At 40.7% G+C, this 25,012-nt stretch carries 20 protein-coding genes; 13 read left to right on the top strand and 7 right to left on the bottom strand.

The window, feature by feature from the left end; translation table 11 throughout:
- Nucleotides 1–32: 32 nt before the first annotated feature.
- The 3 genes from ACS125_RS09665 to ACS125_RS09655 all read right to left on the bottom strand — a co-directional run bounded on the left by ACS125_RS09665 (nucleotide 33) and on the right by ACS125_RS09655 (nucleotide 5,142).
- Nucleotides 33–2,231 carry an OsmC domain/YcaO domain-containing protein gene (locus ACS125_RS09665; protein ID WP_443271782.1) on the bottom strand — a complete coding sequence of 733 codons (2,199 nt, stop codon included), beginning with the start codon at nucleotides 2,229–2,231 and terminating at the stop codon, nucleotides 33–35.
- Between the two features lie 252 nt (nucleotides 2,232–2,483).
- Complete coding sequence (locus ACS125_RS09660) at nucleotides 2,484–3,764, bottom strand: OprD family outer membrane porin (RefSeq protein WP_443271780.1); 1,281 nt, start codon at nucleotides 3,762–3,764, stop codon at nucleotides 2,484–2,486.
- Nucleotides 3,765–3,795: 31 nt separating this feature from the next.
- Nucleotides 3,796–5,142, bottom strand: a complete 1,347-nt coding sequence (locus tag ACS125_RS09655; protein WP_443271778.1) for an MFS transporter — start codon at nucleotides 5,140–5,142, stop codon at nucleotides 3,796–3,798.
- 373 nt (nucleotides 5,143–5,515) lie between these two features.
- Here ACS125_RS09655 and ACS125_RS09650 point away from each other — a divergent pair, with 373 nt between their 5' ends.
- The 5 genes from ACS125_RS09650 (at nucleotide 5,516) to ACS125_RS09630 (ending at nucleotide 11,648) form a co-directional block, all read left to right on the top strand.
- The gene (locus ACS125_RS09650; RefSeq protein ID WP_443271776.1) at nucleotides 5,516–7,201 is read left to right on the top strand and encodes an arylsulfatase; all 1,686 of its coding nucleotides are present in this window, start codon (nucleotides 5,516–5,518) and stop codon (nucleotides 7,199–7,201) included.
- 25 nt (nucleotides 7,202–7,226) lie between these two features.
- Nucleotides 7,227–8,180 (top strand): formylglycine-generating enzyme family protein, encoded by a 954-nt coding sequence (locus tag ACS125_RS09645; protein WP_443273953.1) that lies wholly within the window; start codon nucleotides 7,227–7,229, stop codon nucleotides 8,178–8,180.
- A 12-nt stretch (nucleotides 8,181–8,192) separates the two neighbouring features.
- Complete coding sequence (locus ACS125_RS09640; protein ID WP_443271773.1) at nucleotides 8,193–9,380, top strand: OprD family outer membrane porin; 1,188 nt, start codon at nucleotides 8,193–8,195, stop codon at nucleotides 9,378–9,380.
- Between the two features lie 234 nt (nucleotides 9,381–9,614).
- Nucleotides 9,615–10,691: an aromatic ring-hydroxylating dioxygenase subunit alpha gene (locus tag ACS125_RS09635; RefSeq protein ID WP_443271771.1), complete on the top strand. Its 1,077-nt coding sequence runs from the start codon at nucleotides 9,615–9,617 to the stop codon at nucleotides 10,689–10,691.
- Between the two features lie 12 nt (nucleotides 10,692–10,703).
- Entirely contained in the window at nucleotides 10,704–11,648 is a 945-nt protein-coding gene (locus ACS125_RS09630) for a PDR/VanB family oxidoreductase (RefSeq protein ID WP_443271769.1), read from the top strand.
- A 43-nt stretch (nucleotides 11,649–11,691) separates the two neighbouring features.
- On the opposite strand, the gene ACS125_RS09625 is transcribed toward ACS125_RS09630, so the two are convergent.
- From ACS125_RS09625 to mhpT, 3 genes are all read right to left on the bottom strand, one after another.
- Complete coding sequence (locus ACS125_RS09625) at nucleotides 11,692–12,384, bottom strand: GntR family transcriptional regulator (RefSeq protein ID WP_443271767.1); 693 nt, start codon at nucleotides 12,382–12,384, stop codon at nucleotides 11,692–11,694.
- 123 nt (nucleotides 12,385–12,507) lie between these two features.
- Entirely contained in the window at nucleotides 12,508–12,963 is a 456-nt protein-coding gene (locus ACS125_RS09620) for a MarR family winged helix-turn-helix transcriptional regulator (protein ID WP_005070428.1), read from the bottom strand.
- Between the two features lie 70 nt (nucleotides 12,964–13,033).
- The gene (gene mhpT, locus ACS125_RS09615; RefSeq protein ID WP_005258683.1) at nucleotides 13,034–14,266 is read right to left on the bottom strand and encodes a 3-(3-hydroxy-phenyl)propionate transporter MhpT; all 1,233 of its coding nucleotides are present in this window, start codon (nucleotides 14,264–14,266) and stop codon (nucleotides 13,034–13,036) included.
- A gap of 248 nt (nucleotides 14,267–14,514) precedes the next feature.
- On the opposite strand from mhpT, the gene ACS125_RS09610 reads away from it, so the two are divergent.
- From ACS125_RS09610 to ACS125_RS09575, 8 genes are all read left to right on the top strand, one after another.
- A complete protein-coding gene (locus tag ACS125_RS09610) occupies nucleotides 14,515–15,354 on the top strand; it encodes a p-hydroxycinnamoyl CoA hydratase/lyase (protein ID WP_171056853.1) in 840 nt (279 codons plus the stop codon).
- A 37-nt stretch (nucleotides 15,355–15,391) separates the two neighbouring features.
- Nucleotides 15,392–16,843 (top strand): aldehyde dehydrogenase, encoded by a 1,452-nt coding sequence (locus tag ACS125_RS09605; RefSeq protein WP_443271764.1) that lies wholly within the window; start codon nucleotides 15,392–15,394, stop codon nucleotides 16,841–16,843.
- Between the two features lie 78 nt (nucleotides 16,844–16,921).
- Complete coding sequence (locus ACS125_RS09600) at nucleotides 16,922–18,808, top strand: feruloyl-CoA synthase (protein ID WP_443271762.1); 1,887 nt, start codon at nucleotides 16,922–16,924, stop codon at nucleotides 18,806–18,808.
- Nucleotides 18,809–18,883: 75 nt separating this feature from the next.
- Nucleotides 18,884–20,023 (top strand): acyl-CoA dehydrogenase family protein, encoded by a 1,140-nt coding sequence (locus tag ACS125_RS09595; protein WP_443271760.1) that lies wholly within the window; start codon nucleotides 18,884–18,886, stop codon nucleotides 20,021–20,023.
- Nucleotides 20,024–20,104: 81 nt separating this feature from the next.
- The gene (locus ACS125_RS09590; protein ID WP_443271758.1) at nucleotides 20,105–21,355 is read left to right on the top strand and encodes an OprD family porin; all 1,251 of its coding nucleotides are present in this window, start codon (nucleotides 20,105–20,107) and stop codon (nucleotides 21,353–21,355) included.
- A gap of 57 nt (nucleotides 21,356–21,412) precedes the next feature.
- On the top strand, nucleotides 21,413–21,949 hold the full coding sequence (locus tag ACS125_RS09585; RefSeq protein WP_443271756.1) for a DUF3237 domain-containing protein: 537 nt from the start codon (nucleotides 21,413–21,415) through the stop codon (nucleotides 21,947–21,949).
- A 39-nt stretch (nucleotides 21,950–21,988) separates the two neighbouring features.
- The gene (locus ACS125_RS09580; RefSeq protein WP_312824091.1) at nucleotides 21,989–22,378 is read left to right on the top strand and encodes a PaaI family thioesterase; all 390 of its coding nucleotides are present in this window, start codon (nucleotides 21,989–21,991) and stop codon (nucleotides 22,376–22,378) included.
- 33 nt (nucleotides 22,379–22,411) lie between these two features.
- On the top strand, nucleotides 22,412–24,163 hold the full coding sequence (locus ACS125_RS09575) for a tannase/feruloyl esterase family alpha/beta hydrolase (protein ID WP_443271754.1): 1,752 nt from the start codon (nucleotides 22,412–22,414) through the stop codon (nucleotides 24,161–24,163).
- Nucleotides 24,164–24,229: 66 nt separating this feature from the next.
- Here the strand turns inward: ACS125_RS09575 and ACS125_RS09570 are convergent, their stop codons facing one another.
- Complete coding sequence (locus ACS125_RS09570; protein WP_005042034.1) at nucleotides 24,230–24,943, bottom strand: FadR/GntR family transcriptional regulator; 714 nt, start codon at nucleotides 24,941–24,943, stop codon at nucleotides 24,230–24,232.
- Between the last annotated feature and the right edge of the window lie 69 nt (nucleotides 24,944–25,012).

The raw sequence follows: 25,012 nt of genomic DNA, 5'->3' as shown, positions 1-25,012 counted from the left end.
TAAAAATAGGCTTTTTTATTTCGCTTTTTAAATTACATCGCTACGGCTTTCGCGCGAGCTGCATGCAATTTTTTATAACTCTCGATCAGACGTAAATGGCGATCAAGTCCTTCAAGTTTCATGCTTGTTGGTGTTAAACCATAGAAACGAACGCTACCATCGACAGAACCTAATACCGCGTCCATACGCATATCACCAAACATACGGCGGAAATTAGTCAGGTAGTCTTCAAGCTCTAGTTCTTCATCTAGCATCACTTCAAGCACCACGTTCATGCACTGATAGAACAATCCGCGCTCAACGGTGTTGGTGTTATATTGCAAGTAAGTTTCGACAAGCTCTTTTGCTTCTTCAAATTGCTGTAAAGCAACATAAATTAGCAATTTCAGTTCTAAGATTGTGAGTTGACCCCAAACTGTATTGTCATCAAACTCGATGCCAATGAGTGTGGTGATTTCAGTATAATCGTCTAGCTCACATTCCTCTAAGCGTTCAACCAACGCCTCAAGCTGTTCATCATCCAAACGGTGTAGATTTAGAATATCTTCACGGAATGAAAGTGCTTTATTGGTATTGTCCCAAATCAAATCTTCAACCAGATAAATTTCTGAGTAATCCGGTACTAAAATACGGCAAGCAGTCGCACCTAAGTGCTCGTACACTGCCATATACACTTCTTTGCCCATCTCTTCGAGAATGCCAAACAATGTTGCAGCTTCTTCTGCATTCGACTCTTCGCCTTCGCCAGAAAAATCCCATTCAACAAAGTCATAGTCAGATTTAGAGCTAAAGAAGCGCCAAGAGACCAAACCGCTTGAGTCAATAAAGTGCTCAACAAAGTTGTTTGGCTCAGTGACTGCATTACTTTGGAAAGTCGGTTGTGGTAAATCATTTAAGCCTTCAAAACTACGGCCTTGAAGTAATTCTGTCAGACTACGTTCTAATGCAACTTCAAAACTTGGATGCGCACCAAAAGATGCAAACACCCCACCCGTACGTGGGTTCATTAAAGTCACACACATTACTGGGAACTGACCACCTAACGATGCATCTTTAACTAATACAGGGAAACCTTGCTCTTCTAAACCTTTAATACCAGCAACAATACTTGGGTATTTTGCTAATACGTCTTCAGGAACATCTGGAAGTGCAATTTCACCTTCTAAAATTTCACGTTTAACAGCACGTTCAAAAATTTCTGACAAGCATTGAACTTGGGCTTCTGCCAAAGTGTTACCTGCACTCATACCATTACTTAAGTACAAGTTTTCAATTAAATTTGATGGGAAATAGACAACTTCATCGTCAGACTGGCGCACAAAAGGTAACGAGCAAATGCCGCGTTCTACGTTGCCTGAGTTGGTGTCATATAAATGTGTGCCGAGTAACTCATCATCTGGGTTATAAATCTCAAGACAGTATTCATCTAAGATTTCTTTAGGTAATTCACCATTTGGACCCGGTTTAAACCATTTTTCATCTGGATAATGCACAAATTCAGCATTGGCAATATCTTCACCCCAGAACTGGTCGTTATAGAAGAAGTTACAGTTTAAACGTTCAATAAACTCGCCTAATGCAGACGCCAAAGCACTTTCTTTAGTTGCACCTTTACCATTGGTAAAACACATCGGAGATTGTGCATCACGAATGTGTAATGACCATACATTTGGCACGATATTACGCCAAGATGCGATTTCGATCTTCATGCCCAAATTTGCCAAAATGGCAGACATATTGGCAATGGTTTCTTCTAACGGTAGGTCTTTACCTTGAATATAGGTATGGTTTTCAGAAGTTAAGCTTGGCAATAACAATGCTTGTGCATCTGCATCGATGCTTTCCACTTCTTCAATAATAAATTCAGGACCAGTTTGAATCACTTTTTTAACAGTACAACGGTCAATCGAACGTAAAATCCCTTGGCGATCTTTCTCTGAAATATCGGCTGGTAATTCAATTTGAATTTTAAATGTTTGCTTATAGCGGTTTTCAGGGTCAACAATATTATTTTGCGATAAACGAATATTATCGGTTGGGATATCTCGAGCGGCACAATACACTTTTACAAAGTACGCTGCACACAATGCTGACGATGCTAAAAAATAGTCAAATGGGCCCGGTGCCGAACCGTCACCCTTGTAGCGAATTGGTTGATCGGCAATTACCGTAAAGTCATCGAACTTAGCTTCCTGTCGAAGATTGTCGAGATAATTAACCTTGATTTCCATGCTGGCACCTAAATATTTTTATGTGTCAGCACAGACACATAAAATTCTAAATATTGAAAAATAAGCCGAATCACAGCGAAGAAATTGACTTAAAAAAATGAGAGATTAAAGCCATGTGTTTAATGAACGACTCAATTAGCTTTAATAAGATTGGCGGTATTATAGAGGGATTTTGTGCAGTTGATAACTAAAGTTAAAACATTGATCGTCACAATGTTTTAACTTGTCTTAAATTTAGTTAAATATTAATCATTAAAATTTAAAGGTGTAATCGACATTTAACCGCGTTTCATTTGTCGAATGAAAGGTCATATTAGTCGGCATATCGTTGCGATAATGAGAAAAGCGAGCACGCATTCCCAAACCTTTTAACTTACCTTCAGGAATTTTATAGCCCAAATCAAATTCCATCGATTCTTCTTTAAAACGCTGATCGCCGTATTGCAACAAATCAATGTCTTCGCCTTTTGCATAGCGAGTCATAAAACGCAGTCCGTTTAATGAAAAATCACCTACCCGCGCATTTTTAAAGTCATATTCATAACGAATCGAATAGACTTTTTCATCTTTATTTGAGTAGTCCGAACTCATAAAATCAAGCACGACTGGACTTTCAGTTCCCGACAAAAATGGCAGACCAGTCGAGCCAAACGACTGCATGTAGCCCAAAGAAACAGTATGATTTTGATAGTTCAAACCAAATAAGCCACTAATATGTCGGTTATCGACCTCTCCTATTTTTTTACTTCCAGTTTCTTCACTGTTAAAAAAACGTACATCGCTTAAAAAATTAAGCTGATCGTTTAAAGGCTGCTTCCCGTTAAAACCTAAAAATTGTTGCTGGTAAATGTCTTTGAGTTCAGCATGGTAAGCCCGTAGACGATAATCCTTTAACTGATAGCTTCCACCTAATGTATAAAAAGAATCGCTAGTTGCCGCTTTGTCAAAACGATGGTTGATATTGTCCGTTCCAACATCGGTATAACGAATTGAGTCGCGCTGGCGCACTTCATCGACATAAAAGCCTTCAAGTTGAAGATTTGGAATTTCATTTGAAACAAAGCGGATACCACGATAAGTCTGTGGAAATAAACGCGCTGGCGATGAAAATATAGTCGGTAATTGTGGAACTAAATCCCCCACAAAAAGCTCATTTTTTCTAAATTTGGCCTTCCCTGTAATGCCTATTTTTCCATAATAATCATCACGCGAGTTATCGGTATTCACTGGTAATAATCCACTACGCGCATAGTCATCAGCACGGCTTCCCATCAGGTTAAAACCTGCCATTGCCAGTACATCTACACCAAACCCAACTGTCCCTTCAGTATAACCAGACTGTCCTTTAAAAATTAAACCCTGCGCCCAGTCTCTGGCTGCTGTATAGGGATATGGGTCTTTTTTATAGTCTCGGTCAAAGTAGAAATTACGTAGTGTCAGCTCAGCTTTACTGTCTTCAATAAACTCGGCATGCACGACTTGACTAAATAATGGGCACAAGCATACCCCCACCCATAATGGTGTCTTTTTCATTTTTTATCTCAACTATTTAATTTTTAATGGATTAAGGTGCTGTTTTAAGCGAGTAGTTTTGCTCTTTTTGACTGCGGTAAAAAGCATTACCTAAACTTAAAATCAGGAAAATAGCCAAAATAAAGACCACACCGTAATAGGCATACAGTGTTGCGGGTGCTATACCTTTATCCAGAAAAATGCCTGCAACCGTTGGCGATAAAATTGCCCCAATACGACCAAAACCAATCGCATAGCCCACGCCACGACTACGAATTTCGGCATCATAAATTGTTGGAGAAATCGAATATAAACCTGCTACACAGCCATTAATGAGTGTGCCGAGTAATAAGCCGACTATGAGAGCAATACTCACTTGAGCCGAGACTGCGACAAATAGGAAAACACATGCAGACGTTAGTCCTAAAAATAGACTTAAGGCATAGAAAATTTTCATGCGTGATGCCAATAAACCAATAATGGCTGCACCGAAAATCCCACCAATACTAATTAAAATGCCGGTACTTACCCCTTGTTGTGGTGACATTCCCATTGAAATAAGAATTTTTGGTGTCCAGCTCATGACAAAGTAAAAGCCAAACATCACTAAAAAGAATGCAAACCAAAGACAAAGTGTTTGAAATCCAAGTTGTCCAGCAAATAATTTGCCTAGTTCACTGCCATTTTGTGTATTGTTTTTTTCATAACGTGGCATAACTGGCAGTTGGTTAAGCCCCATACGACTTACCGTTGTATTAATGCGTTCGAGTGCCTGATTTGGTCGTTTCGCGAGTAAATAATCTAAAGATTCTGGTAATAACCATGCGCTAATGAGTAGCATTGCAATGGTAGTCACCCCACCTGCTAAAAAGATTGAGCGCCAACCTAAATGCTCAATCAAAGCCAGTGATAGCACTCCACCGAGTGTCGCGCCAAGTCCATAACCAGTAGACATCAAACTCACTGCAAGACTGCGCCAGCGTGCATTGGCATATTCACTTGCCAAAACGTTACTGCTGGCAAGAATCCCACCCACACCAATTCCAGTAATAAACCGAAGTGCTGCCAACATGCCGTGGCTTTGTACTAAAGCACAGCCCAACATGCTAAGACCTGCAATCACAAGACAAACCAAGATGAGTAAACGACGACCGATTTTATCGGCTAAAGGCGCGAGAAAAATGGAACCAGCAGCCATTCCAAAAAGGCCCGAACTGAGCAACAAGCCTATTTGTGCCCCTGAAAGTGACCATTCTGCTGACACCGATGGCGCGGTAAAAGCCATCACCATCACGTCAAAACCATCAATAATATTGAGACAAATACAGATCAAAATGACGAACCATTGGTAGCGGCTCATGTTGTTTTGATTGATCTCACTTAGAACGTCTCTTTCCATTTGTGTATCTCCCAATGTGGATAAGAGATACACACGACATTGCCGATAAGAGCGATTGGGTGGTTATGCATATCCGTATCCATAATGACCTAGAGGAATATTTGTTTTGGAGCATCCTGCTCTTTTTCTATACTGAATATTTGGATCCAAAAAATCAACTAAAATTATAAATGCATTATTAAAAACTCTATAAACACATAAATTATATAAGTATAAAATTATTAAAAACATAAAATTAGAATGCTTTAATATTTTTATGGATCCATATTAAAAAATCTATTATGATCGATTCCAGAGCATTTTTTAGCCAAAAAAGCTCAGTTCATTTTTATGGAATGCAAGATGCATTTTAAAACTTCAAAGGATTGTTGTTATGAAACTCAAAAGAGTAAGTCAGCTTACATGGGGACTTTTTTTTGCCAGCCAATTGTTTTACACAGCGCAAGCAGCACCTCCAAAAAATCAACAACCACCTAACATCATGATTATTTTGGCCGATGATCTTGGATTTTCAGATATTGGTGCTTATGGTGGCGAAATTAAAACCCCTCATATTGATAGCCTGTCAAAGCAAGGAAAAATGCTTTTTAATTTTCATGCTTCATCAATGTGTTCACCGACACGTGCGCAACTTATGACAGGTGCAGATAATCACTTGGTCGGTTTAGGCGCCATGTATGAAACGTCAAAACGACAAGAAAAATTGGTTGGCGCCGATAGTCCGCGTGCACTACTCAAAATTGATGGATATTCAGGTCACTTAACGCAAAATGCTTATACACTCGCAGAAATTTTAAAGACTAAAGATTATTACACCTTCATGGTCGGTAAATGGCACTTAGGTTATGCTCCCGAACAAAACCCTAAAGCCCGTGGTTTCGATCAATCTTTTGCCCTGCTCGATGGCTTCGATTTACACTTTAAAGACCAACCTAAAAACTATCCGCGCAATACCCAGTACACTGAAAATGGTCAAAAGGTTACTTTGCCTGACAACTACTACTCAACCGACTTTTTTACACAAAAAGCCTTTGAGTACTTAGATAAAAATAAAGCACAAAAACCATTTTTTGCTTACCTAGCCTATACGGCTCCACACTGGCCATTACAAGCACCTGCTCATTATAGAGACTTATACAAAGGTAAATATGATCAAGGCTACGATGCAATTCGCAAACAACGCTTTGAACGTCAAAAGAAATTAGGATTAATTCCTGCAAATGCAGAATATCCAATCGAGCGCGGCAATCAAGCTTTAGGGACCAAAAGCTGGAATGAACTCACGCCACAAGAGCGCAAACATGAAGCACGCAAAATGGAAGTTTATGCTGGCATGGTCACTCAGTTAGACGATCGCGTGGGTGATGTCATTCAGTATCTTAAAAAGCATCATTTATATGACAATACTTTGATTGTGTTTATGTCAGATAACGGCGCTGAAGGTGGTGATCACAATTTCCCAATGGGTGATGCCGACAATCGTTATGAAAATATAGGCAACGCCAGCTCATATGTTTATATGGGACCACGCTGGGCCGAAGTGAGTAGCACACCATTTACGCACTGGAAGTCAGCCGCCTCAGAAGGCGGTGTGCGAGTTCCATTTATTGTTAAATCACCTGTTCAGATTTCTAAACAACATGGAATCAACAATAACTTTGCGACAGTCAGAGATATATTCCCAACTGTGATGGAGCTAGCTGGTATTCAAAATAGTCAGGTTTATCCAACTTCAAGCACCAAAATTAAACCATCTGGTTTTAGTCTGATCCCTGCGTTTAAAGATAATACTGCCCGTATTCGTCCTGTTAATTATTATGACTTTAAAGAATTACATGGCAGCCGCTACGCTAAAACTGACGAATGGAAACTTGTTGAAAACTCACCTTCTAAATTTAAGAGCCATGGTTGGGAACTCTACAATTTAAAAACAGATTTTAATGAACAACATAATGTTTACGCAGAACATCCTGAAATCGTTAAAGTCTTAAATGACAAATATTTAAGATATGCTGATGAAAATGGTGTTGTGGATTTTGAGCAATACAATAAAAAGTAGGGAAAACCAGATGAAACAGATCATGATGCTTTCATCGTTCCTCTTACTTTGTGCATGCCACAAAACAACGCCTCAACTACAACAGACCACCTTGCCTGACTTAGGCAGTAAAGCTAAATGTAATTCTTATTCAGGCCTTCCTTCGGGTTGGCCTAAAAATAAAGAAGCAGGCATGGTCAAACTTCCTCAAGGAAAGATTGTTTTAGGCACCACACAAGGTTATGAAGATGAACGCCCATTAAATTTACAGCCAACTTTAGTTCCAGCTTTTTTAATTGATGCAACTGAAGTCACCAATGCTCAATTTCAAGAATTTGTTAAACAAACGGGTTATGTCACCGATGCAGAGAAGCAAGGTGGCGCAGCTATGTTTATACAACCAGATCATCCAGTTGAAGAATTACAATGGTGGAAATTCGAAAAAGGGGCCAGCTGGAAACATCCATGGGGCTTAAATAACTCTAAACAACCTACACCTCATGAGCCTGTTCGCATGGTGACATGGAATGATGCCTACGCTTATGCAAATTGGCTGGGTCATGACTTACCGACCGAACTTGAATGGGAATATGCAGCCAAAGGTTTTCAACAAAATTCCGATATTGGCCCTACCCACGAAGGCCATATTGTAGCCAATTTCTGGCAAGGTGAATTTCCCTATAAAAATGTTCAGGAAGATGGTTTTAAGGATGTTGCCCCTGTTGGCTGTTTTAGTAAAAACCCATTTGGCTTATATGACTTGATTGGCAATGTATGGGAATGGACGCAAACACCCTATACAGGTCCAAGAGATCACCATATGGGAGATCCATCGAAATATCGGCAAAGTCACGAACAGATTTTGCAATACACCATTAAAGGTGGATCTTATTTATGCGCTACCAACTATTGCGCGCGTTATCGTGCTGCCGCGAGGCATCCACAGGAACTCGACCTTGCAACTAGCCATGTCGGATTTAGAACAGTAAAACGCTTTTAAACGGATTTAAAAATGAAGCATATTTTTATTTATGGGATTTTCTTCTCAGGGACAACCCTTGCCTGCTGTTTAGCTCATAGTGAAGTAGATGTTAATTTTCAAAATACACTCACACTAAAAACATTCAACTTCGACAGACAATATGAAAATAGTACTAGTCCCGATACTCATAGCTTGAGCCAAGGTCTGATTTATCGTGGTGACTGGTCAACCAAGCTTAATGATATTCAGCTACACCTCAATCCAAGCATCCAATACGCATATCGCCTAAGTAGCGACCAACACACCAATGATATGGTCATACCCTTTGACCCTAACACCAAGAAACAAGCACAAGACCAAATTAAATATGGCTTAGGTGCTGGATTTGAATATCAAAACTTTCGCATGAATGTAGGTGAAATCACTCCCGATTCACCACTTACGCCACAAGTGGATACACATCAATTACGAGTTAACTATAAAGGCTTGGAATTAAAATATAAGACACCGCAACAAAATTTCGAGCTAGGTTTGATTAATCGTTATTCACCCAAAAATGAGGAGGACTACCACAAACTCGCCATCTCAAAACATGAATCTGATGGGCTTTACTTTTTCCAATGGGATGGGAAAACGCCTCAATATAATTGGAAATTTTATAATGGTTACTTAACAGATCTCATCAATCAAAGTTACTTTGCTTTTGATTATCAATGGACAAAGCAGCACACCACAAAATTACGTGTGTTCCGCCATGACGATATCGGTAAATCAAAGCTTGGTGAATATGACAATACATCTGTAGGAGCCATGCATTTCATTAAACATGGAAACTTTACAACTGGAATTGGCTATCAAGAAAACTTTGGCAAAGATGGTATTCCAAAACTCGATAATATGCCCATCCCCCATATGGTGAACTGGACCTTAGGCGCGTTTACCAAAGCAGACGAAAAGTCGTATCATTTCGTTGCATCGTATGACTTTAAAGACTATATCAAGGGTTTAAAAATCACCTATAAATATATTTATGGCGATTCATTTCAAACAATGAATCAAAATGATTTTGAGCAAGAAAGTGATGTGTTGATTCAGTACGACCTAAATGCTTGGATTAAAAATCTTAAGTTTCTTTTCTTAAATATTAACTACGACACCAAACACGGCAAAAGTCTGGATGAACAGCGCATGATGCTTCACTACACTGTTAATTTCTAAATTTTCACTCTCCATAATGGCTTAACCATAGTCATTATGGATCCAAATTAAGATGAATAAAAATTTAGCCTCTAAAATTCAAAGTAAATATAAAAAGTCTTTAATAGCAATTAAAAATATACAAAACAACCAAATTAAAAGATCAATATTTTTTAAAAAATATACTGCTTATCAATTGACCAATATTTTTATTTATTATAAATTGGATCCAATAAGTGATAAGGAGTCGTCACAATGTTTATTAAAAATGCTTGGTATGTTGCCTGCCGTCCAGAAGAAATCCAAGACAAACCATTAGGTCGCACCATCTGTGGTGAAAAAATTGTTTTTTATCGTGGCAAAGAAAACCAAGTTGCAGCCGTTGAAGATTTTTGTCCCCATCGTGGTGCCCCACTTTCATTGGGCTATGTAGAAGATGGCAACCTTGTATGTGGTTATCATGGTTTAGTCATGAGCTGTGACGGAAAGACCGTTTCAATGCCAGCTCAACGTGTAAATGGTTTCCCTTGCAATAAATCATATGCAGTTATTGAAAAATTCGGTTTTATTTGGATATGGCCAGGCGAGAAAGCTTTAGCAGATGAAGCAAAACTGCCAACTTTAGAATGGGCAGATCATCCCGAATGGAGCTATGGCGGAGGCCTGTTCCACATTCACTGTGACTATCGCCTGATGGTCGATAACCTGATGGATTTAACCCACGAGACCTATGTTCACTCAAGCAGTATTGGGCAAAAAGAGATTGATGAATCATTGCCTGTGACTAAAGTTGACGGCGATCATGTCATTACCGAACGCTATATGGAAAATGTGATCGCACCTCCATTTTGGCAAATGGCCCTTCGCGGTAATCATTTAGCAGATGATGTACCTGTTGACCGCTGGCAACGTTGCCACTTCTTTGCGCCAAGCAATGTGCATATTGAAGTAGGTGTAGCACATGCTGGACATGGTGGTTATCACGCACCGAAAGACAAAAAAGTTTCCTCAATTGTGGTTGATTTTATTACGCCAGAAACTGAAACCTCACACTGGTATTTCTGGGGAATGGCACGTAACTTCCAACCAAATAATGCTGAACTCACCGATCAAATTCGTGAAGGCCAAGGCAAAATCTTTACTGAAGATTTAGAAATGCTTGAGCAACAGCAGCAAAATATTTTAAACAATCCTCATCGCAAGTTACTAATGCTCAATATCGACGCAGGCGGTGTACAATCTCGTAAGGTGATTGAGCGACTGCTTGCCGAAGAAAATAAAACACCTCCTGAAACGTCCGCACAGAAGTTTCCAAACATTCGGATTATTTAAAGGAGTATGAACATGGACGTTATTATTCAAAAAATTCATCAGCTCACCCCGACCATTCGTGCTTTTGAATTGGTTGCGGCAAATGGCACAGCGCTACCGAATTTTGAGGCAGGTGCACATATTGATGTGCATCTAAAAAACGGGCTAATCCGTCAATATTCACTTTCAAACTGCTGCACTGAAAAGCATCGCTATGTCATTGGTGTTTTACATGATGCCAATTCACGCGGTGGCTCACGTTGCATCCACACTGAATATCGTGAAGGCGACCATTTAAAGATTGGTGAACCACGTAATTTATTTGAGATTCACCCTCAAACAAAACAGGCAGTTTTATTTGCTGGTGGTATTGGTATTACCCCTATTTTGTCGATGGCATATCGACTTAAGTCGGCCAATATTCCTTTTGAATTGCACTACTTTGTTCGTAGTCATGAAATGATTGCTTTCTATGGCAACTTAACCGAGCACTTTGGTGACCAAGTCCATTTTCATATTCAAGATCAGCCACACACTGAATGTAATATGGCAGAGGTTTTAGCCCAAACTTCACCACATAGACACTTATATGTATGTGGGCCAACAGGGTTTATGCAGTTTGTCATGAGCTCAGCCGAACAAGCTGGCTGGCACAATGAACAGTTACATCAAGAGCATTTTGTCGCGCAAAAAGTAGATACGTCTAATGATGAAGCTTTTACTATTGAAGTGAAAGGTACTGGCCGCCGAATTGAAGTATTACCAGAGCAGACTGCTACTGAGGCATTAATTGCAAATGGTTTTGATATTCCTGTTTCATGTGAACAAGGCATTTGCGGGACCTGTATTACTCGCGTTGTAGAAGGCACGCCTGATCATCGAGATATGTTTATGACCGATGAGGAACATGCTTTGAACAACCAATTTACGCCCTGCTGTTCTCGTGCAAAAACTAAAAATCTTGTGATTGAGCTTTAATTCTTGAGTTCCTTTATTCAAATATAAAGGAACTTATTTCAGCTTAAGCGCTGAGAACATTTCTGAGCGTTTCACCTAAAATCACCACACTACTGTGCTCACGCATTAAAGTTTCAGCACGCCCTGCCTGACGATGTACCAACGCATCAAAAATCGAACAATGCTGTAAATGTGCATAGTGCAAACGGCGATATTCAGACAAAGCTTGATTCTGGTCATAGGTAATGGCTTGAGCAGAAGCCATTGGTAGCTGATTGTTTTTCGCTAAGGCTTGGATGAGTGCGACGTTTTGCGCGCCCTCAATAATGGTGTCATGAAAAATGACGTTAAAATGGTGATAACGTTCTAGTTCAACATCGCCAAATTCGTCTTTATCATTAAATAATTTTTCAGTTTCTTGAATGCAATGTTGCAACGTCTTTTTCTGCTCTTCACTTAAGCCTTGTTCTGCCAAAGTTTTCGCAGCCAATCCTTCGAGCACACCTCGCACTTCAAGTGCATCATGAACAAGTTCTTCTGAAATTTCACGAACTGTGTAACCACGAGTTGGGTTTTTAATGAGGAGGCCTTCTTGCTCGAGCAAGCGAAAGGCAATACGAACAGGCTGCCTTGAAACACCAAGTAACTCGGCAGTCGGAATTTCGGCAATTCTGGCACCGCCTTCAAGTTCCCCTGAAATAATCATTTTTCTTAGTTTAAGTAAAACTTGTTGTCCTGAAGACATTCGCTGCCACACATCACCAAAAACGTCACTTCGATGCTAGCAAGTTCATTTGTAAAATGAAATAAATTTTCTGTGTGAATCAGTGCTTAAGCATTTCTATTAAGTTTAATAAATTAAATTGCAAACAACCTTTCATCAAAGGTTTTTAAGATTATTAACCATAATATCGAGGTTATTACGAATTAAATAAGCTAGATTGATATCAATGCCTTCAAGCATTTTTTCTTCGACTTTTAAAACCACTTCATTGCATTTATTTAGCTTTTCAACACCGCTTTCAGTCAGGGTAATTAAAATACGGCGGCCATGTGTTGGGTCCGGTTTTTTCTCAATCCAGCCATTAACCAGTAAATCTTGCAAAATTTTGTTAGCCGATTGCGGCTTAATAAAAGAACGCTCAGCAAGTTTGGCATTGGATACATTACTTTTTGAAGCTAAAACAGAAAGCGCAGTAAATTGCGGCAAGGTAATCTCAAGCTCTTTTAAATGTTCTGTTAAATGTTTACTAATAATTCGGTCAACACGAGCAATCATATAACTTAACTTAGGCTCATCTTCTACTTTTTTTTGAACTGAATTCGAACGTACCATAACCTTTCAATCATCATAAGAAAATCTGTAGTGAAAGTATGAGGCGCTAACCCCATACTTTCGTTAAAACTTAGCGAGCACCTGAGCTTTGTACTAAATGTACAGGCTGTTTAGGTTTTTTGACAAGAAGTAATGCAGAGATCGCTGCAATTAAAATCACTGGAATGCTTGAACCAATTACGATGGTCGAGCTTTGTCCAAGCGAGAGTAAAAAACCAGCCATTAAAGGTCCTGCAAAAGAACCGATACGCCCGATTGCAACTGCTGCACCCACTCCTGTCCCACGCATTTCGGTTGGATAATACATGGCAGCCAAACCGTATAATGCCGATTGTCCGCCCACAATGAATAAGCCACAACCCACTGCCGAAAGTGCAAGTAAAGCCACGGTCGGAGAAATTGCTAAACAACAAAGCGAAAATAAAATGCCGAGATAAATCAGTTTAATCACAAAACTCATGCGTAATTTATCCAGCAATACGCCCATGAGAATCGAACCTAAAATTCCACCCACGTTGTAGCCCATCTGCACATAGTTTGCCTGAAGTTTCGATAAGCCTTGCGCGCCCATCAGCAACGGCAACCAGTTCAACAAGAAATACAGTACAACGAGCGTACAGAAAAAACTGACCCAAAGCTGAATGGTCGACATACGGCGTTCTTTCGCAAATAAAACTTCCAAAAATGGCGTGGTTTTTTGCGCTTGACCTTTACGTTGCAGGTAATCATTTGACTCAGGTAAAAAGCGCATAATCAGTGGAATGAGTAAAATTGGCGCGATACCACCAATATAGAAAATATGACGCCACTCTGCATCGCCGGCCAATGACATAGCAACGACAGAAGTAAGTAATCCACCAAAAGGAATGCCGCTATACATAATACTCACCGCGGTTCCTTTATATTTATCGGGTACAGCTTCAGATGCCAGTGTAATCATCATCGGAAGCGCCCCACCCATTCCTAAACCAGTACAAAAACGAATGAGTAACAGCAAACTAAAGTTAGCAGCATAAGCCGTTAGCAAAGACATAATTCCAAAAAGTAAAATACTAAAAATCAGAATTTTCTTGCGCCCGACGATATCTGCAAACCTACCGCCCAATATGGCACCTGGTAGTGTTCCTAAAATTGCAGCACTAAATGCCCATGCCATCTGTCCATTGTCCAACATAAACTCAGCCCGCATTCTTGGAGCGGCTACCCCCATTGACTGAAGATCAAAACCTTCAAAAATTGCTATTGCAAAGCATAATAGCAACGTGATTTTTGCCCTTGCAGACTGTCCTAATATCTTTTCCATTGTGTTATCCCTTATTGACTAGTCGTTCCATTTAGCCCTTTGTGTATTATTGTTTAAACACAGCAAAAATATCAGTTAAACTTACTAAAAAATCAACATATTTTTATATAAAATAATCAATAAAATTAATTAATATTTAAAATACAATGAATTATAAAATATTTATGAAATTTTATAAAAAAGACTTGAATGTAAGTTTAACTGATATTAAATTAAATTCCAGAACAGCTAAAAATCATTCAAGGAGTATGAAGATGAGTTATGAAAACCGCTGGGAAACAGTAGATGTTAAAGTTGAAGATGGAATTGCATGGGTAACACTAAACCGCCCAGAAAAGAAAAATGCCATGAGCCCGACACTCAATCGTGAAATGATTGATGTGCTTGAAGCAATAGAACTTGATCAAAATGCACGTGTGCTTGTGTTGACGGGTGCAGGTGATTCTTGGACAGCAGGCATGGACTTGAAGGAATATTTCCGTGAAGTCGATACTCAACCAGAAATTTATCAAGAACGTATTCGCCGCGACTCATGCCGTTGGCAGTGGCAACTTCTTCGCATGTATTCAAAACCAACGATTGCAATGGTCAACGGCTGGTGCTTTGGAGGCGGTTTCTCACCTTTAGTGGCTTGTGACCTCGCAATTGCAGCAGATGAAGCAACTTTCGGTTTATCTGAAATTAACTGGGGTATCCCACCGGGTAACCTTGTAAGCAAAGCAATGGCAGACACAGTTGGTCACCGTGCCTCTTTGTACTACATCATGACGGGTAAAACCTTTAGTGGTAAAGAAGCTGAAACTATGGGTCTTGTGAATAAAAGCGTACCACTTGAACAGTTAAAAGCAGAAGTGACTGAGCTTGCAAATTGCTTACTTGAGAAAAACCCTGTGGTTCTTCGTACCGCTAAAAATGGATTTAAGCGTTGTCGTGAACTGACTTGGGATCAAAACGAAGACTACCTATATGCCAAACTTGATCAATGTATCCACCGCGATACAGAAAATGGTCGCCAAGAAGGTTTGAAACAATTTTTAGATGAAAAATCAATTAAACCGGGTTTACAGAGCTATAAACGTACTGGTTAACTTTTGATTCACTAATGGCAATGTAAGGACACAACCCATGCAAAATGTACAGTTACTTATTCACGGTCAATCTGTTGATGCATCAAATAAAGCAACTTTTGAGCGTATTAGTCCCATTGATGGATCAGTGGCAACTAAAGCTGCTGCTGCAACATTGGAAGATGTTGATCGTGCAATCGATTCGGCACAACAAGCTTTCAAAGTATGGTCGAAACTCTCGCCTACCGAACGCCGTTTACGCTTATTAAAAGCAGCAGATTTAATGGATCAAAAGACCGAGCAATTCATTAAAACTGGAATGCAAGAAACAGGTTCAACTGCAACATGGTATGGGTTTAACGTTCATCTTGCTGCCAACATGTTACGTGAGGCAGCAGCCATGACCACACAAATTGACGGAAGTCTGATTCCGTCAGATGTGCCGGGCAATCTTGCAATGGGTGTGCGGGTTCCTTGTGGTGTGATTGTAGGAATTGCACCTTGGAACGCCCCTGTCATTTTGGCAACACGTGCGCTTGCTATGCCTTTGGCTTGTGGAAACACAGTGGTATTAAAAGCCTCAGAAGCCTGCCCAGCAACACATCGTCTCATTGGTGAAGTGTTACATGAAGCAGGTCTTGGCGAAGGTGTGGTGAATGTGATTACGCATGCCGCTGAAGATGCACCACAAATCGTAGAGCGTTTAGTCTCTCATCCAACTGTGAAGCGTATTAATTTTACGGGTTCAACCAAAGTCGGAAAAATTATTGCCGAGACTACAGCTAAATATTTAAAACCTGTTTTACTTGAATTGGGTGGTAAAGCCCCTGTCGTGGTTTTAAATGAAGCTGACATTAATGAAGCCGTAAATGCAGTTGCTTTTGGAGCATTCTTTAATCAGGGGCAAATTTGTATGTCGACCGAACGTGTTTTGGTTCAAGACAATATTGCCGACCAGTTTATTGAAAAGCTGATTGAGAAAACCCGCTCCATTCGGGCAGGTAATCCAACCTCAAAAGACAATGTACTCGGTGTTTTAGAAAGTCGACGTGCTGCAAACCGTATTCAGCATTTGCTGGAAGATGCTCAAAACAAAGGTGCTGACTTACCTTTAGGCATTCATATTGAAGACACCACCATGCAACCGACGCTGGTGCTCAATATTAAACCTGACATGCTGCTTTACCGCGAAGAATCATTTGGACCTGTATGCACAGTTCAACGCTTTTCAAGCATTGAAGAAGGCGTAGCACTGGCAAATGACAGCGAGTTCGGTCTTTCTTCGGCAGTGTTTAGCCAAAATATTTCACAGGCATTAGAAGTCGCTCAACAAATTGATTCGGGTATTTGTCACATTAACGGCGCAACCGTACATGACGAAGCTCAAATGCCATTTGGTGGAACAAAATCGAGTGGTTACGGACGTTTTGGTAGTAAAGTCTCTGTTGCCGAATTTACCGACCTACGCTGGATCACCATTCAAACACAATCACGTCATTACCCGATTTAGTCAGGCTAATGCGGACAACATATTAAATAAAAATTGCATGATGCAAAAAATAAAGCGCAGTGATGCGCTTTCCATGGAGTGAAAGAAATGCAAATGAATGCCACTCAATCACAAGACCGCGAACGGTTCGTAAAATTAGGGCAACATGATATTCATTATCACCATAAAGATGACACGCTCTATATCAGCCCAAAAGAGCAATTAAAACCGTATCCACAAAAACTGACAGATCGGTTAATTCATTTTGCACAAACTAAACCAGACCATATTTTTGCAGCAAAACGCAATGCTCAAGGTGAATGGGTCAAACTGAGTTATGCAGAAGTTTTACAACGTGCATGGCACATTGCTCAGGCTTTACATGAACGTAAGTTAAGCCAAGAAAGACCTCTGATCATTTTAAGTGGTAATGATCTTGAACATTTAACACTATCTATGGCTGCCATGCTGGCAGGTGTGCCTTTCTCTGCTATTTCACCCGCCTACTCTCTGATTTCTCAAGACTTTGGCAAACTTAAACATGTGTTTGAAGTGCTGACACCGGGTATGGTCTATGCCAGCGATGGACAAGCTTTTGCCAAAGCGATTCAGGCATGTATTACACCTGATATTGAAGTGGTGACCAATAAAGGGATTGTGGGCGATCAGATTTGCACGTCTTTTCAATCGCTATTAGATACGCCTGTTTCAAATGTTCAAGAGTTTTATCAAACCCTTGATGAAAACCAGATTGCTAAATTTCTATTTACATCAGGTTCAACCAAATTGCCTAAAGCTGTGCCGACCACGCATTTAATGTTGTGTGTTAATCAGCAAATGTTGTTGCAGACTTTCCCTGAGTTTGAAGAAACACCACCTGTCCTACTCGACTGGCTATCTTGGCACCACACGTTTGGTGGCAGTCACAATGTCGGTATCGCACTCTATAACGGCGGTACGATTTACATTGATGACGGCAAACCCGTTGCAGGAAAATTTGACGAAACCATTCGTAATCTCAAAGAAATTTCTCCAACCGTTTATTTAAATGTGCCAAAGGGTTGGGAAGAACTCACCGAAGCTTTAGAAAAAGATGAAGAATTAAGAGACCGCTTTTTTGCCAAAGTTAAAATTTTATTCTTTGCAGGTGCAGCACTTTCAGAAGCGGGCTGGAACAGACTCGATAAAATTGCTCAGCAACATTGCGGAGAAAAAATTCGCATTATGAGCGGATTGGGTATGACCGAAACTGCTCCCTCTTGTGCTTTTACCACTGGCCCACGCGTGATGGCTGGCTTTATTGGTTACCCTGCTCCGGGATGCGAAATTAAGCTAGTTCCATGTGGTGACAAACTAGAATTTTGTGTTCGTGGCAAACATGTCATGAAAGGCTATTGGCGTTTAAAAGCAGACCAGCAAAGCACTGTTTTTGACGACGAAGGCTTTTTCCATACGGGTGATGCCGTTCGTTTGGTCGATATCAAGGATCCAACTAAAGGTCTAATGTACGACGGACGAATTGCTGAAGACTTTAAACTCAATACGGGTACTTTTGTGAATGTGGGCACACTACGCAACAAAGTACTCATTCAAGGTAATTTACTGGTTCAAGATGTCTGCATTACAGGTTCAAACCTAAATGCGGTTGGCTTTTTGATTTTTCCAAAACTAGATGCTTGTGCTCAACAAGCTGGTCTTAAGCTGGGCGAACATTCTCCAGCAGAGATATTGCAGCACCCTAAAGTCCAGCAATGGTTTCGCCAATTTTTAACCACCTTTAATAAAGATGCGACTGGCAGTTCAAATACAGTCTCAATGCTTTATTTAATGACCGAGCCACCTCAACTCGATGCAGGTGAAGTGACCGATAAAGGCAACCTCAATCAAGGCAATATTACCAAGCGTCGTGCTGCTTTAATTGATGAACTTTATCAAAAACAGGCCGAAAACCCGCTGATTATTCGGGTACCCACCTTAAAGCAATAAGTATTTGAAATAAAAAAGGAAGCTCAAACTTCGGTTTGGGCCTTAGCCTCACTTTTGCCTAAAAAAAGGTTCAACATGCCACACGATACAGAATTTGAACTATTTCGAGACAGCTACCGCAGGTTCTTAAAAGAACAGGTTGCTCCGTATTATGAACAGTGGGAACACGATGGCCTCATCCCACGTGATCTATGGCTTCGTCTTGGGGAAAATGGCTTTTTGTGCGTCGATGTACCCGAAGAATATGGTGGCTACGGTGCTCCTGTGCACTACTCACTCATGTTGGTTCAAGAAACTGCTCAAGCTGGTTTTGCATCTTTAGCGGTTGCCATTGGCGGGCAAAATGAGTTGGTCTCACCTTATCTGCAAAATATTGGAACTGAAGAGCAAAAACGTTATTGGTTACCGAAAATGGTGACAGGTGAAGTCGTCACTGCAATCGCCATGACAGAGGCCAATGCGGGTTCAGACTTACAAGCCATACGCACTCAAGCGATTTTAGAAAATGACCATTATCGTATTAATGGTTCAAAAACGTTTATTTCAAATGGTTTGCATGCCGACCTGATCGTTCTGGTTGCGAAAACTGATCCGCAAGCTAAAGCAAAAGGTATTTCGATTTTATTAGTCAATGCCGCTTTAGATGGCGTTAAAAAAGGCCGTTCATTACAAAAAATCGGGCTACATGCTCAAGATACAGCCGAACTATTTTTTGATGATGTTTATGTGCCTACAACTCAGCGTTTAGGTGAAGAAGGACAAGGCTTTGCTTATTTAATGCAAGAGTTACCGCGTGAGCGTTTGAGCATTTCAATGATGGCGTTGGGGTCAATTTTAGGCGCCATTGAAATTACTAAAGACTATGTTTTGGAACGTAAAGCTTTCGGACAACCTTTAAGCCAAATGCAAAACACACGGTTTTTGCTCGCAAACGCACACATCAAAGCAAAAGCTGCCCAAGCCTTTGTAGACCAATGTGCAGCGCTTTATCAACAACACCAGTTAAGCGTGACTCAGGTCGCCGCATTGAAATGCTTTATTACCGATGTTCAATGTGAAGTGATTGATCAATTACTTCAGCTTTTTGGTGGCTACGGTTACATGCAGGAATACCCGATTTCACGCTTTTTTGTGGATGCGAGGGTACAAAAAATTTATGGGGGAACCAATGAAATTATGAAAGAAATCGTGGCCCGAGAACTGCTCGGAAAATAATTCGATTTAAAACCAAACAAGGCAGACACAACAACTATGCCTTATTGAAAACAAAAAAATGTTATTTCAGGAAGAAATGCTATGTCGAAATTATGGATGTACTCTACCCTTATGCTCTCTGGTTCAGTGTGGGCTGGCAATTTTATTGACAACAGTTCAGTAGAACTCACCACACGAAATTTCTATTTTGACCGCGACTATCAAGAGCAATCTGCTTACCCTGCTGCCAAGGACTGGACACAAGGGTTTATTCTCAAAGCCAATTCAGGTTATACCGAAGGGACTGTCGGATTTGGGCTGGATGTTCTTGCGACGGCGGGTTTTAAACTTGATGCCGACGCAGAGCATGGCGGTACAGGAAACTTACCTAGAGACACTCGCACCAATGAACCTGCTGACTCTTATGGCGAAATTGGGGTCACAGCAAAAGCGAAAATGAGCCAGACCGAGCTACGCATTGGTACGCTCATGCCGATGAACCCAGTTTTAGTGGCTTCACCTGCTCGTTTGCTTCCTCAAACCTATCGAGGAATTTCACTGACCAGTAAAGATATTAAAGATTTTGATTTACAGGCAGCCTACCTCGATAAAGTGAATCATCGTGATTCGACCAACTATGAAAAAATTAAAATTTCAGGCGTAAATGGACGCTTTAAAAGTGCTGAAACGGATGGACTCTATTATTTAGGTGGAAACTATCAGTTTAATCCCGCACTCAAGATCACCGCTTTTTATATGGATGTTGATGATCTTTATAACCAAACCATGGTGGGTGCCTTACACCAACATAAAATTAATGACACCACCAATCTTAGCTCGCAATTACGTTACTACCGCAGCCGAGATGACGGACAAGCGAAAGCAGGCTTAGTTGATAATGACCTGTATCATGCGCATTTCGAACTCAAACATCAAAACCATAAATTTATTTTTGGAACTTTCCAGCATCACGGCGACACCGCCTTTCCGTATTTGACTGGAGGTGAAACTGGGCTTCTCATTGACACATGGCCGGGCGAGTTTTTAAACCCAAAAGAAAAGGCCTATAGCTTCCGTTATGAATATGACTTTAAAGATTATGTACCGGGTTTACGTTTTATGACCCGTTACACCACAGGTCATAATATTTATGCACCCAACTTAGGCGGAACTAATCTAAAAGAACGCGAAACGGACTTTGATTTAGGCTACACCGTTCAAAGTGGCTGGTTAAAAAATCTAGGGCTACGTGCGCGCTATGCCATTTATGACAACAACATGCTCTCTACAGCGAACATCAAGCCTGTAAATGAAACCCGTATCAACATTGACTACACATGGAAATTTAAATAATTCAAAACAAGAGGTTCTGTCGCACATAGAACCTCTTTTTATTTCGGGAAATTCATCATGAAGAAAGTTGTAACACTACTCTGCGGAATGAGTCTGATTGCCCTGTCTCATGCCGAAACTCAATATAGCCCGCCACCTATTCAGCTTGAGCCTTTAGCAAAATTTAGTGTGGATTTGAATACGCCTGTTTGGGAGTTAGGTACCACCAGTGACGCAGGTAAACGCCGAATTATTCCGATTACAGGTGGGACATTTGAAGGGAAATCACTTAAGGGCCGCATTTTAAATAATGGCGCAGATTGGCAAATTGTCGACAGTAAAGGATTAGCCATTATTGATACGCGATATTTGTTAGAAACCGATGACGGCGCGCTTATTTACCTTCAAACAAAAGGTTACCGACATGGCTCGGCAGAAACGCTAAAACAGCTTGCCCAAGGCAAAGATGTCGACCCGAAAAATTACTATTTCAAAATCACCATGCAGTTTGAGACCAGCTCACCCAAATATTCATGGCTTAACCAAACTGTTGCAGTAGGTAGTGCAATGCGTTTGGGCAAAGCGGTTATTTATGATGCCTATACCCTGAAATAATAATTTTTATAACACTACAAAAAGGATGGACTCTTAATTATGGATCAAAAAACTTTAGAACACTTACCGCCCATCCACCACCATTTGGGGGGACACAATATTCATTGGAATGAAAAAAATACTGAGCTCACGATCTATTACTCGGCGCTAGAAAGCTTTACCAATCCACGCGGCACCGTTGAAGGCGGCATGATCTGCGCGATGCTTGATGACGTGATGGGGCTTTTTGCATTTCTTGCCAATGACCGTAAACCAGCTACTACCATTAACTTAACTATGGATTTTTTAAGGCCCTGTGCTGTGGGTGAAGTCATTACAAAATGCCGATTCATTAAACAAGGCAAAACCGTACTGAATCTCGAAAGTGAAGCTTGGCAAAACAACAAAATGATTGCACGAAGCACAGCTAATTTTCTGGTTTTAGATTAATTGCGACCATTCATTCAATAAGGATATGAATAAATGAATTACACCAACAATAAACGAATTTTGACCCACTCCGCTTTAGTACTTGCCATGCTTGGTTCTTTGGCAGGCTGTGGAAGTGATAGTGATGACACAACGGTTCCTTCTACAACCAAACCACCGCAGTTGTCTCCTGCTGTGGGCGTAAAAATGACTGGAAGCTGTACGGACTTACTTGGATTTCAATACAACAATACAGTTATTAGCTCAGCTACCCTTCAAGAAGCAGGCACATTGACTGTCGCCAACAAACCGATTGGCGCTCATTGTTTGGTCAAAGGTTATATGGACCAACGTGTAAGCCCTGTCGATGGACAAACTTATCAAATTGGTTTTGAAATGCGCTTACCAATAGACTGGAATGGTCGTTTTCTCTATCAAGGTAATGGTGGAACCGATGGTAACTTAGTGCCTGCAACGGGTCAGGTTGGCAGCGGAGGTCCCCTCACCAATGCCCTGCATGATGGTTTTGCGGTTATTTCTTCCGATGCCGGACATAATGCTTCACAAAATCCAATGTTCGGTTTAGACCCTCAAGCTAGAATTGACTACGGCTACGGTGCGATTACCAAACTCACACCTATGGCAAAAAACCTAATTAAAACAGCATATGGTAAATTACCAGATCGCTCCTATGCAGGCGGCACATCGAACGGCGGGCGTCATGCCATGATTGCTGCAACTCGTTTGGGCGACCAATATGATGGAATCTTGGCAAGCACACCGGGTTTTCATTTACCTCGTGCAGCCGCGGCTCAACTCTACACAGCACAGCAACTTCGTCGTGTTGCAACAAATGAAAATGACCTAAGTACCGCTCTTACTCTTTCAGAGCGTAAAGTATTAGCAAAATCGATTTTAGATCGATGCGATGCGCTAGACGGTGTTGCAGATGGCTTAGTTCAAGATGTTGAGGCCTGTCGTACAGCTTTTGATATTCATAAGCATGTACCCGTTTGCTCAAGCACAAGAGATGGCACTTGTTTAAGTACCGAACAAATTGATGTATTAGCCAACATTTACCGCGGCCCTGTAAATTCGGCTGGACAAGCACTCTATGCAACCCAGCCTTTCGACCCTGGTTTAGTCGGCAGTAACTGGGCAAGCTGGAAATTTGAATCTTCGGTGGGAACAGCGCGTGACCCAGTTGCAGTCGGCATTCTTTTTCAGGTTCCGCCCGACCCAACTGTGGCTCAAAACTCTAGACAATTTGCCTTTAATTTTAACTTTGATACCGACTATCCAAAACTCTCGGCAACTAATGATATATACACTGAAAGCTCCATGTCATTCATGATGCCCCCAGATGAATTGAATCTGGATAAACTCCGCAATCATGGTGGAAAAATGATTGTGGTACAAGGCACAGCAGACGGTGTTTTCTCTGTGGATGACACCCAAAATTGGTATGATCAGCTGCTACAACACTATAAAAATGATGCAAAAGGTACTGCGCCTGAATTTGCACGTTTCTTTAGAGTTCCGGGCATGAACCATACGCGTGATGGCATTGCGACCGACCAATTTGACGCATTGACTGCTTTAGTTAACTGGGTCGAATATGGCCAAGCACCTGACAAAATCATTGCGACCGCACGCGGCGCAGGTAACCCAAGTGGACAAGTGAATACTGAGCTTCCACAAGACTGGGCACCAGACCGCACCCGTCCACTTTGCCCTTACCCACTGATTGCCCGTTACAATGGTCAAGGTGATAGCGAGAAAGCTGAAAACTTTAGCTGTAAATAACACTCTATAAAATTAAAAGAGAGCTTAAATAAGCTCTCTTTTTTTATTTTAGTCTTAGCTCAAGCTTTACTGCTTAAACTTTTTAATACTTTTAGACAAATGAGCACGCATCATTTGTCGAGCCAACAAACCATCCTGATCGACAATTGCGTTATAAATATTGACATGATCATGGTGAACCGCTTTTAAATATTCTTCACGGTTTTCGGGACTTTGCTCAATCGATTTTAAGCGTGCACGCGGAATAATTTTTTCACCCAGATACTTTAAAAAATCAACGAAATATTGATTTTCAGAAGCTTCAGCAATGGCAATATGGAAATCATAATCAGCTTTTACTGTGCCATCATTTGCATCTGATGAAATATGACGTTCAAAATCTTCAAGTGCAGCTTTCATTTTATCGATGTGGATTTGCTTACGGCGCTCAGAGGCTAAAAAAACAGCTTCAGACTCAAGGCTAATCCGAAGCTCAAGTAAAGAAACAATATCGTTAATGGTTTCTAAACTGGCATTAGACAGCAAAAAATTCTGTTCAACCGTCTGCTCTTTTACAAAAGTACCAATTCCGTGACGAGTCTCGACAAATCCTAAAGAACGCAATTCAGTAATTGCTTCACGAATAACAGAACGGCTTACTTCAAAAGTTTCAATTAATTCAAGTTCGGTCGGAATTTTCTCTCCGACTTGGAAGTCTCCAGACTGAATTTTTTCGATCAGTTGTTCTACAATAATCTGGCTTAGTTTTTTTGTTGATCTAGGTTTAATTGCGCTAGACATAATCTGAAGAACTCATGAAATGTTGAAAAAATTAGAAAATTCATTTTACTATAAACTTAGACGATAGTC

Source organism: Acinetobacter sp. PFS20 (genome assembly GCF_052261015.1).
Classification (GTDB): domain Bacteria; phylum Pseudomonadota; class Gammaproteobacteria; order Pseudomonadales; family Moraxellaceae; genus Acinetobacter.
Note: the sequence above shows the minus strand (reverse complement) of the source record. Positions and strands in the feature narration are given on the sequence as shown.

Bases quoted from the DNA above. Each gene is read 5' to 3' on its own strand.
- ACS125_RS09645 (WP_443273953.1), top strand. From the start codon at position 7,227: ATGCTTTCATCGTTCCTCTTACTTTGTGCATGCCACAAAACAACGCCT.
- ACS125_RS09630 (WP_443271769.1), top strand. From the start codon at position 10,704: ATGGACGTTATTATTCAAAAAATTCATCAGCTCACCCCGACCATTCGT.
- ACS125_RS09665 (WP_443271782.1), bottom strand. From the start codon at position 2,231: ATGGAAATCAAGGTTAATTATCTCGACAATCTTCGACAGGAAGCTAAG.
- mhpT (WP_005258683.1), bottom strand. From the start codon at position 14,266: ATGGAAAAGATATTAGGACAGTCTGCAAGGGCAAAAATCACGTTGCTA.
- ACS125_RS09590 (WP_443271758.1), top strand. From the start codon at position 20,105: ATGTCGAAATTATGGATGTACTCTACCCTTATGCTCTCTGGTTCAGTG.
- ACS125_RS09570 (WP_005042034.1), bottom strand. From the start codon at position 24,943: ATGTCTAGCGCAATTAAACCTAGATCAACAAAAAAACTAAGCCAGATT.
- ACS125_RS09620 (WP_005070428.1), bottom strand. From the start codon at position 12,963: ATGGTACGTTCGAATTCAGTTCAAAAAAAAGTAGAAGATGAGCCTAAG.
- ACS125_RS09605 (WP_443271764.1), top strand. From the start codon at position 15,392: ATGCAAAATGTACAGTTACTTATTCACGGTCAATCTGTTGATGCATCA.
- ACS125_RS09640 (WP_443271773.1), top strand. From the start codon at position 8,193: ATGAAGCATATTTTTATTTATGGGATTTTCTTCTCAGGGACAACCCTT.
- ACS125_RS09650 (WP_443271776.1), top strand. From the start codon at position 5,516: ATGAAACTCAAAAGAGTAAGTCAGCTTACATGGGGACTTTTTTTTGCC.
- ACS125_RS09595 (WP_443271760.1), top strand. From the start codon at position 18,884: ATGCCACACGATACAGAATTTGAACTATTTCGAGACAGCTACCGCAGG.
- ACS125_RS09655 (WP_443271778.1), bottom strand. From the start codon at position 5,142: ATGGAAAGAGACGTTCTAAGTGAGATCAATCAAAACAACATGAGCCGC.
- ACS125_RS09610 (WP_171056853.1), top strand. From the start codon at position 14,515: ATGAAGATGAGTTATGAAAACCGCTGGGAAACAGTAGATGTTAAAGTT.
- ACS125_RS09635 (WP_443271771.1), top strand. From the start codon at position 9,615: ATGTTTATTAAAAATGCTTGGTATGTTGCCTGCCGTCCAGAAGAAATC.
- ACS125_RS09580 (WP_312824091.1), top strand. From the start codon at position 21,989: ATGGATCAAAAAACTTTAGAACACTTACCGCCCATCCACCACCATTTG.
- ACS125_RS09575 (WP_443271754.1), top strand. From the start codon at position 22,412: ATGAATTACACCAACAATAAACGAATTTTGACCCACTCCGCTTTAGTA.
- ACS125_RS09585 (WP_443271756.1), top strand. From the start codon at position 21,413: ATGAAGAAAGTTGTAACACTACTCTGCGGAATGAGTCTGATTGCCCTG.
- ACS125_RS09660 (WP_443271780.1), bottom strand. From the start codon at position 3,764: ATGAAAAAGACACCATTATGGGTGGGGGTATGCTTGTGCCCATTATTT.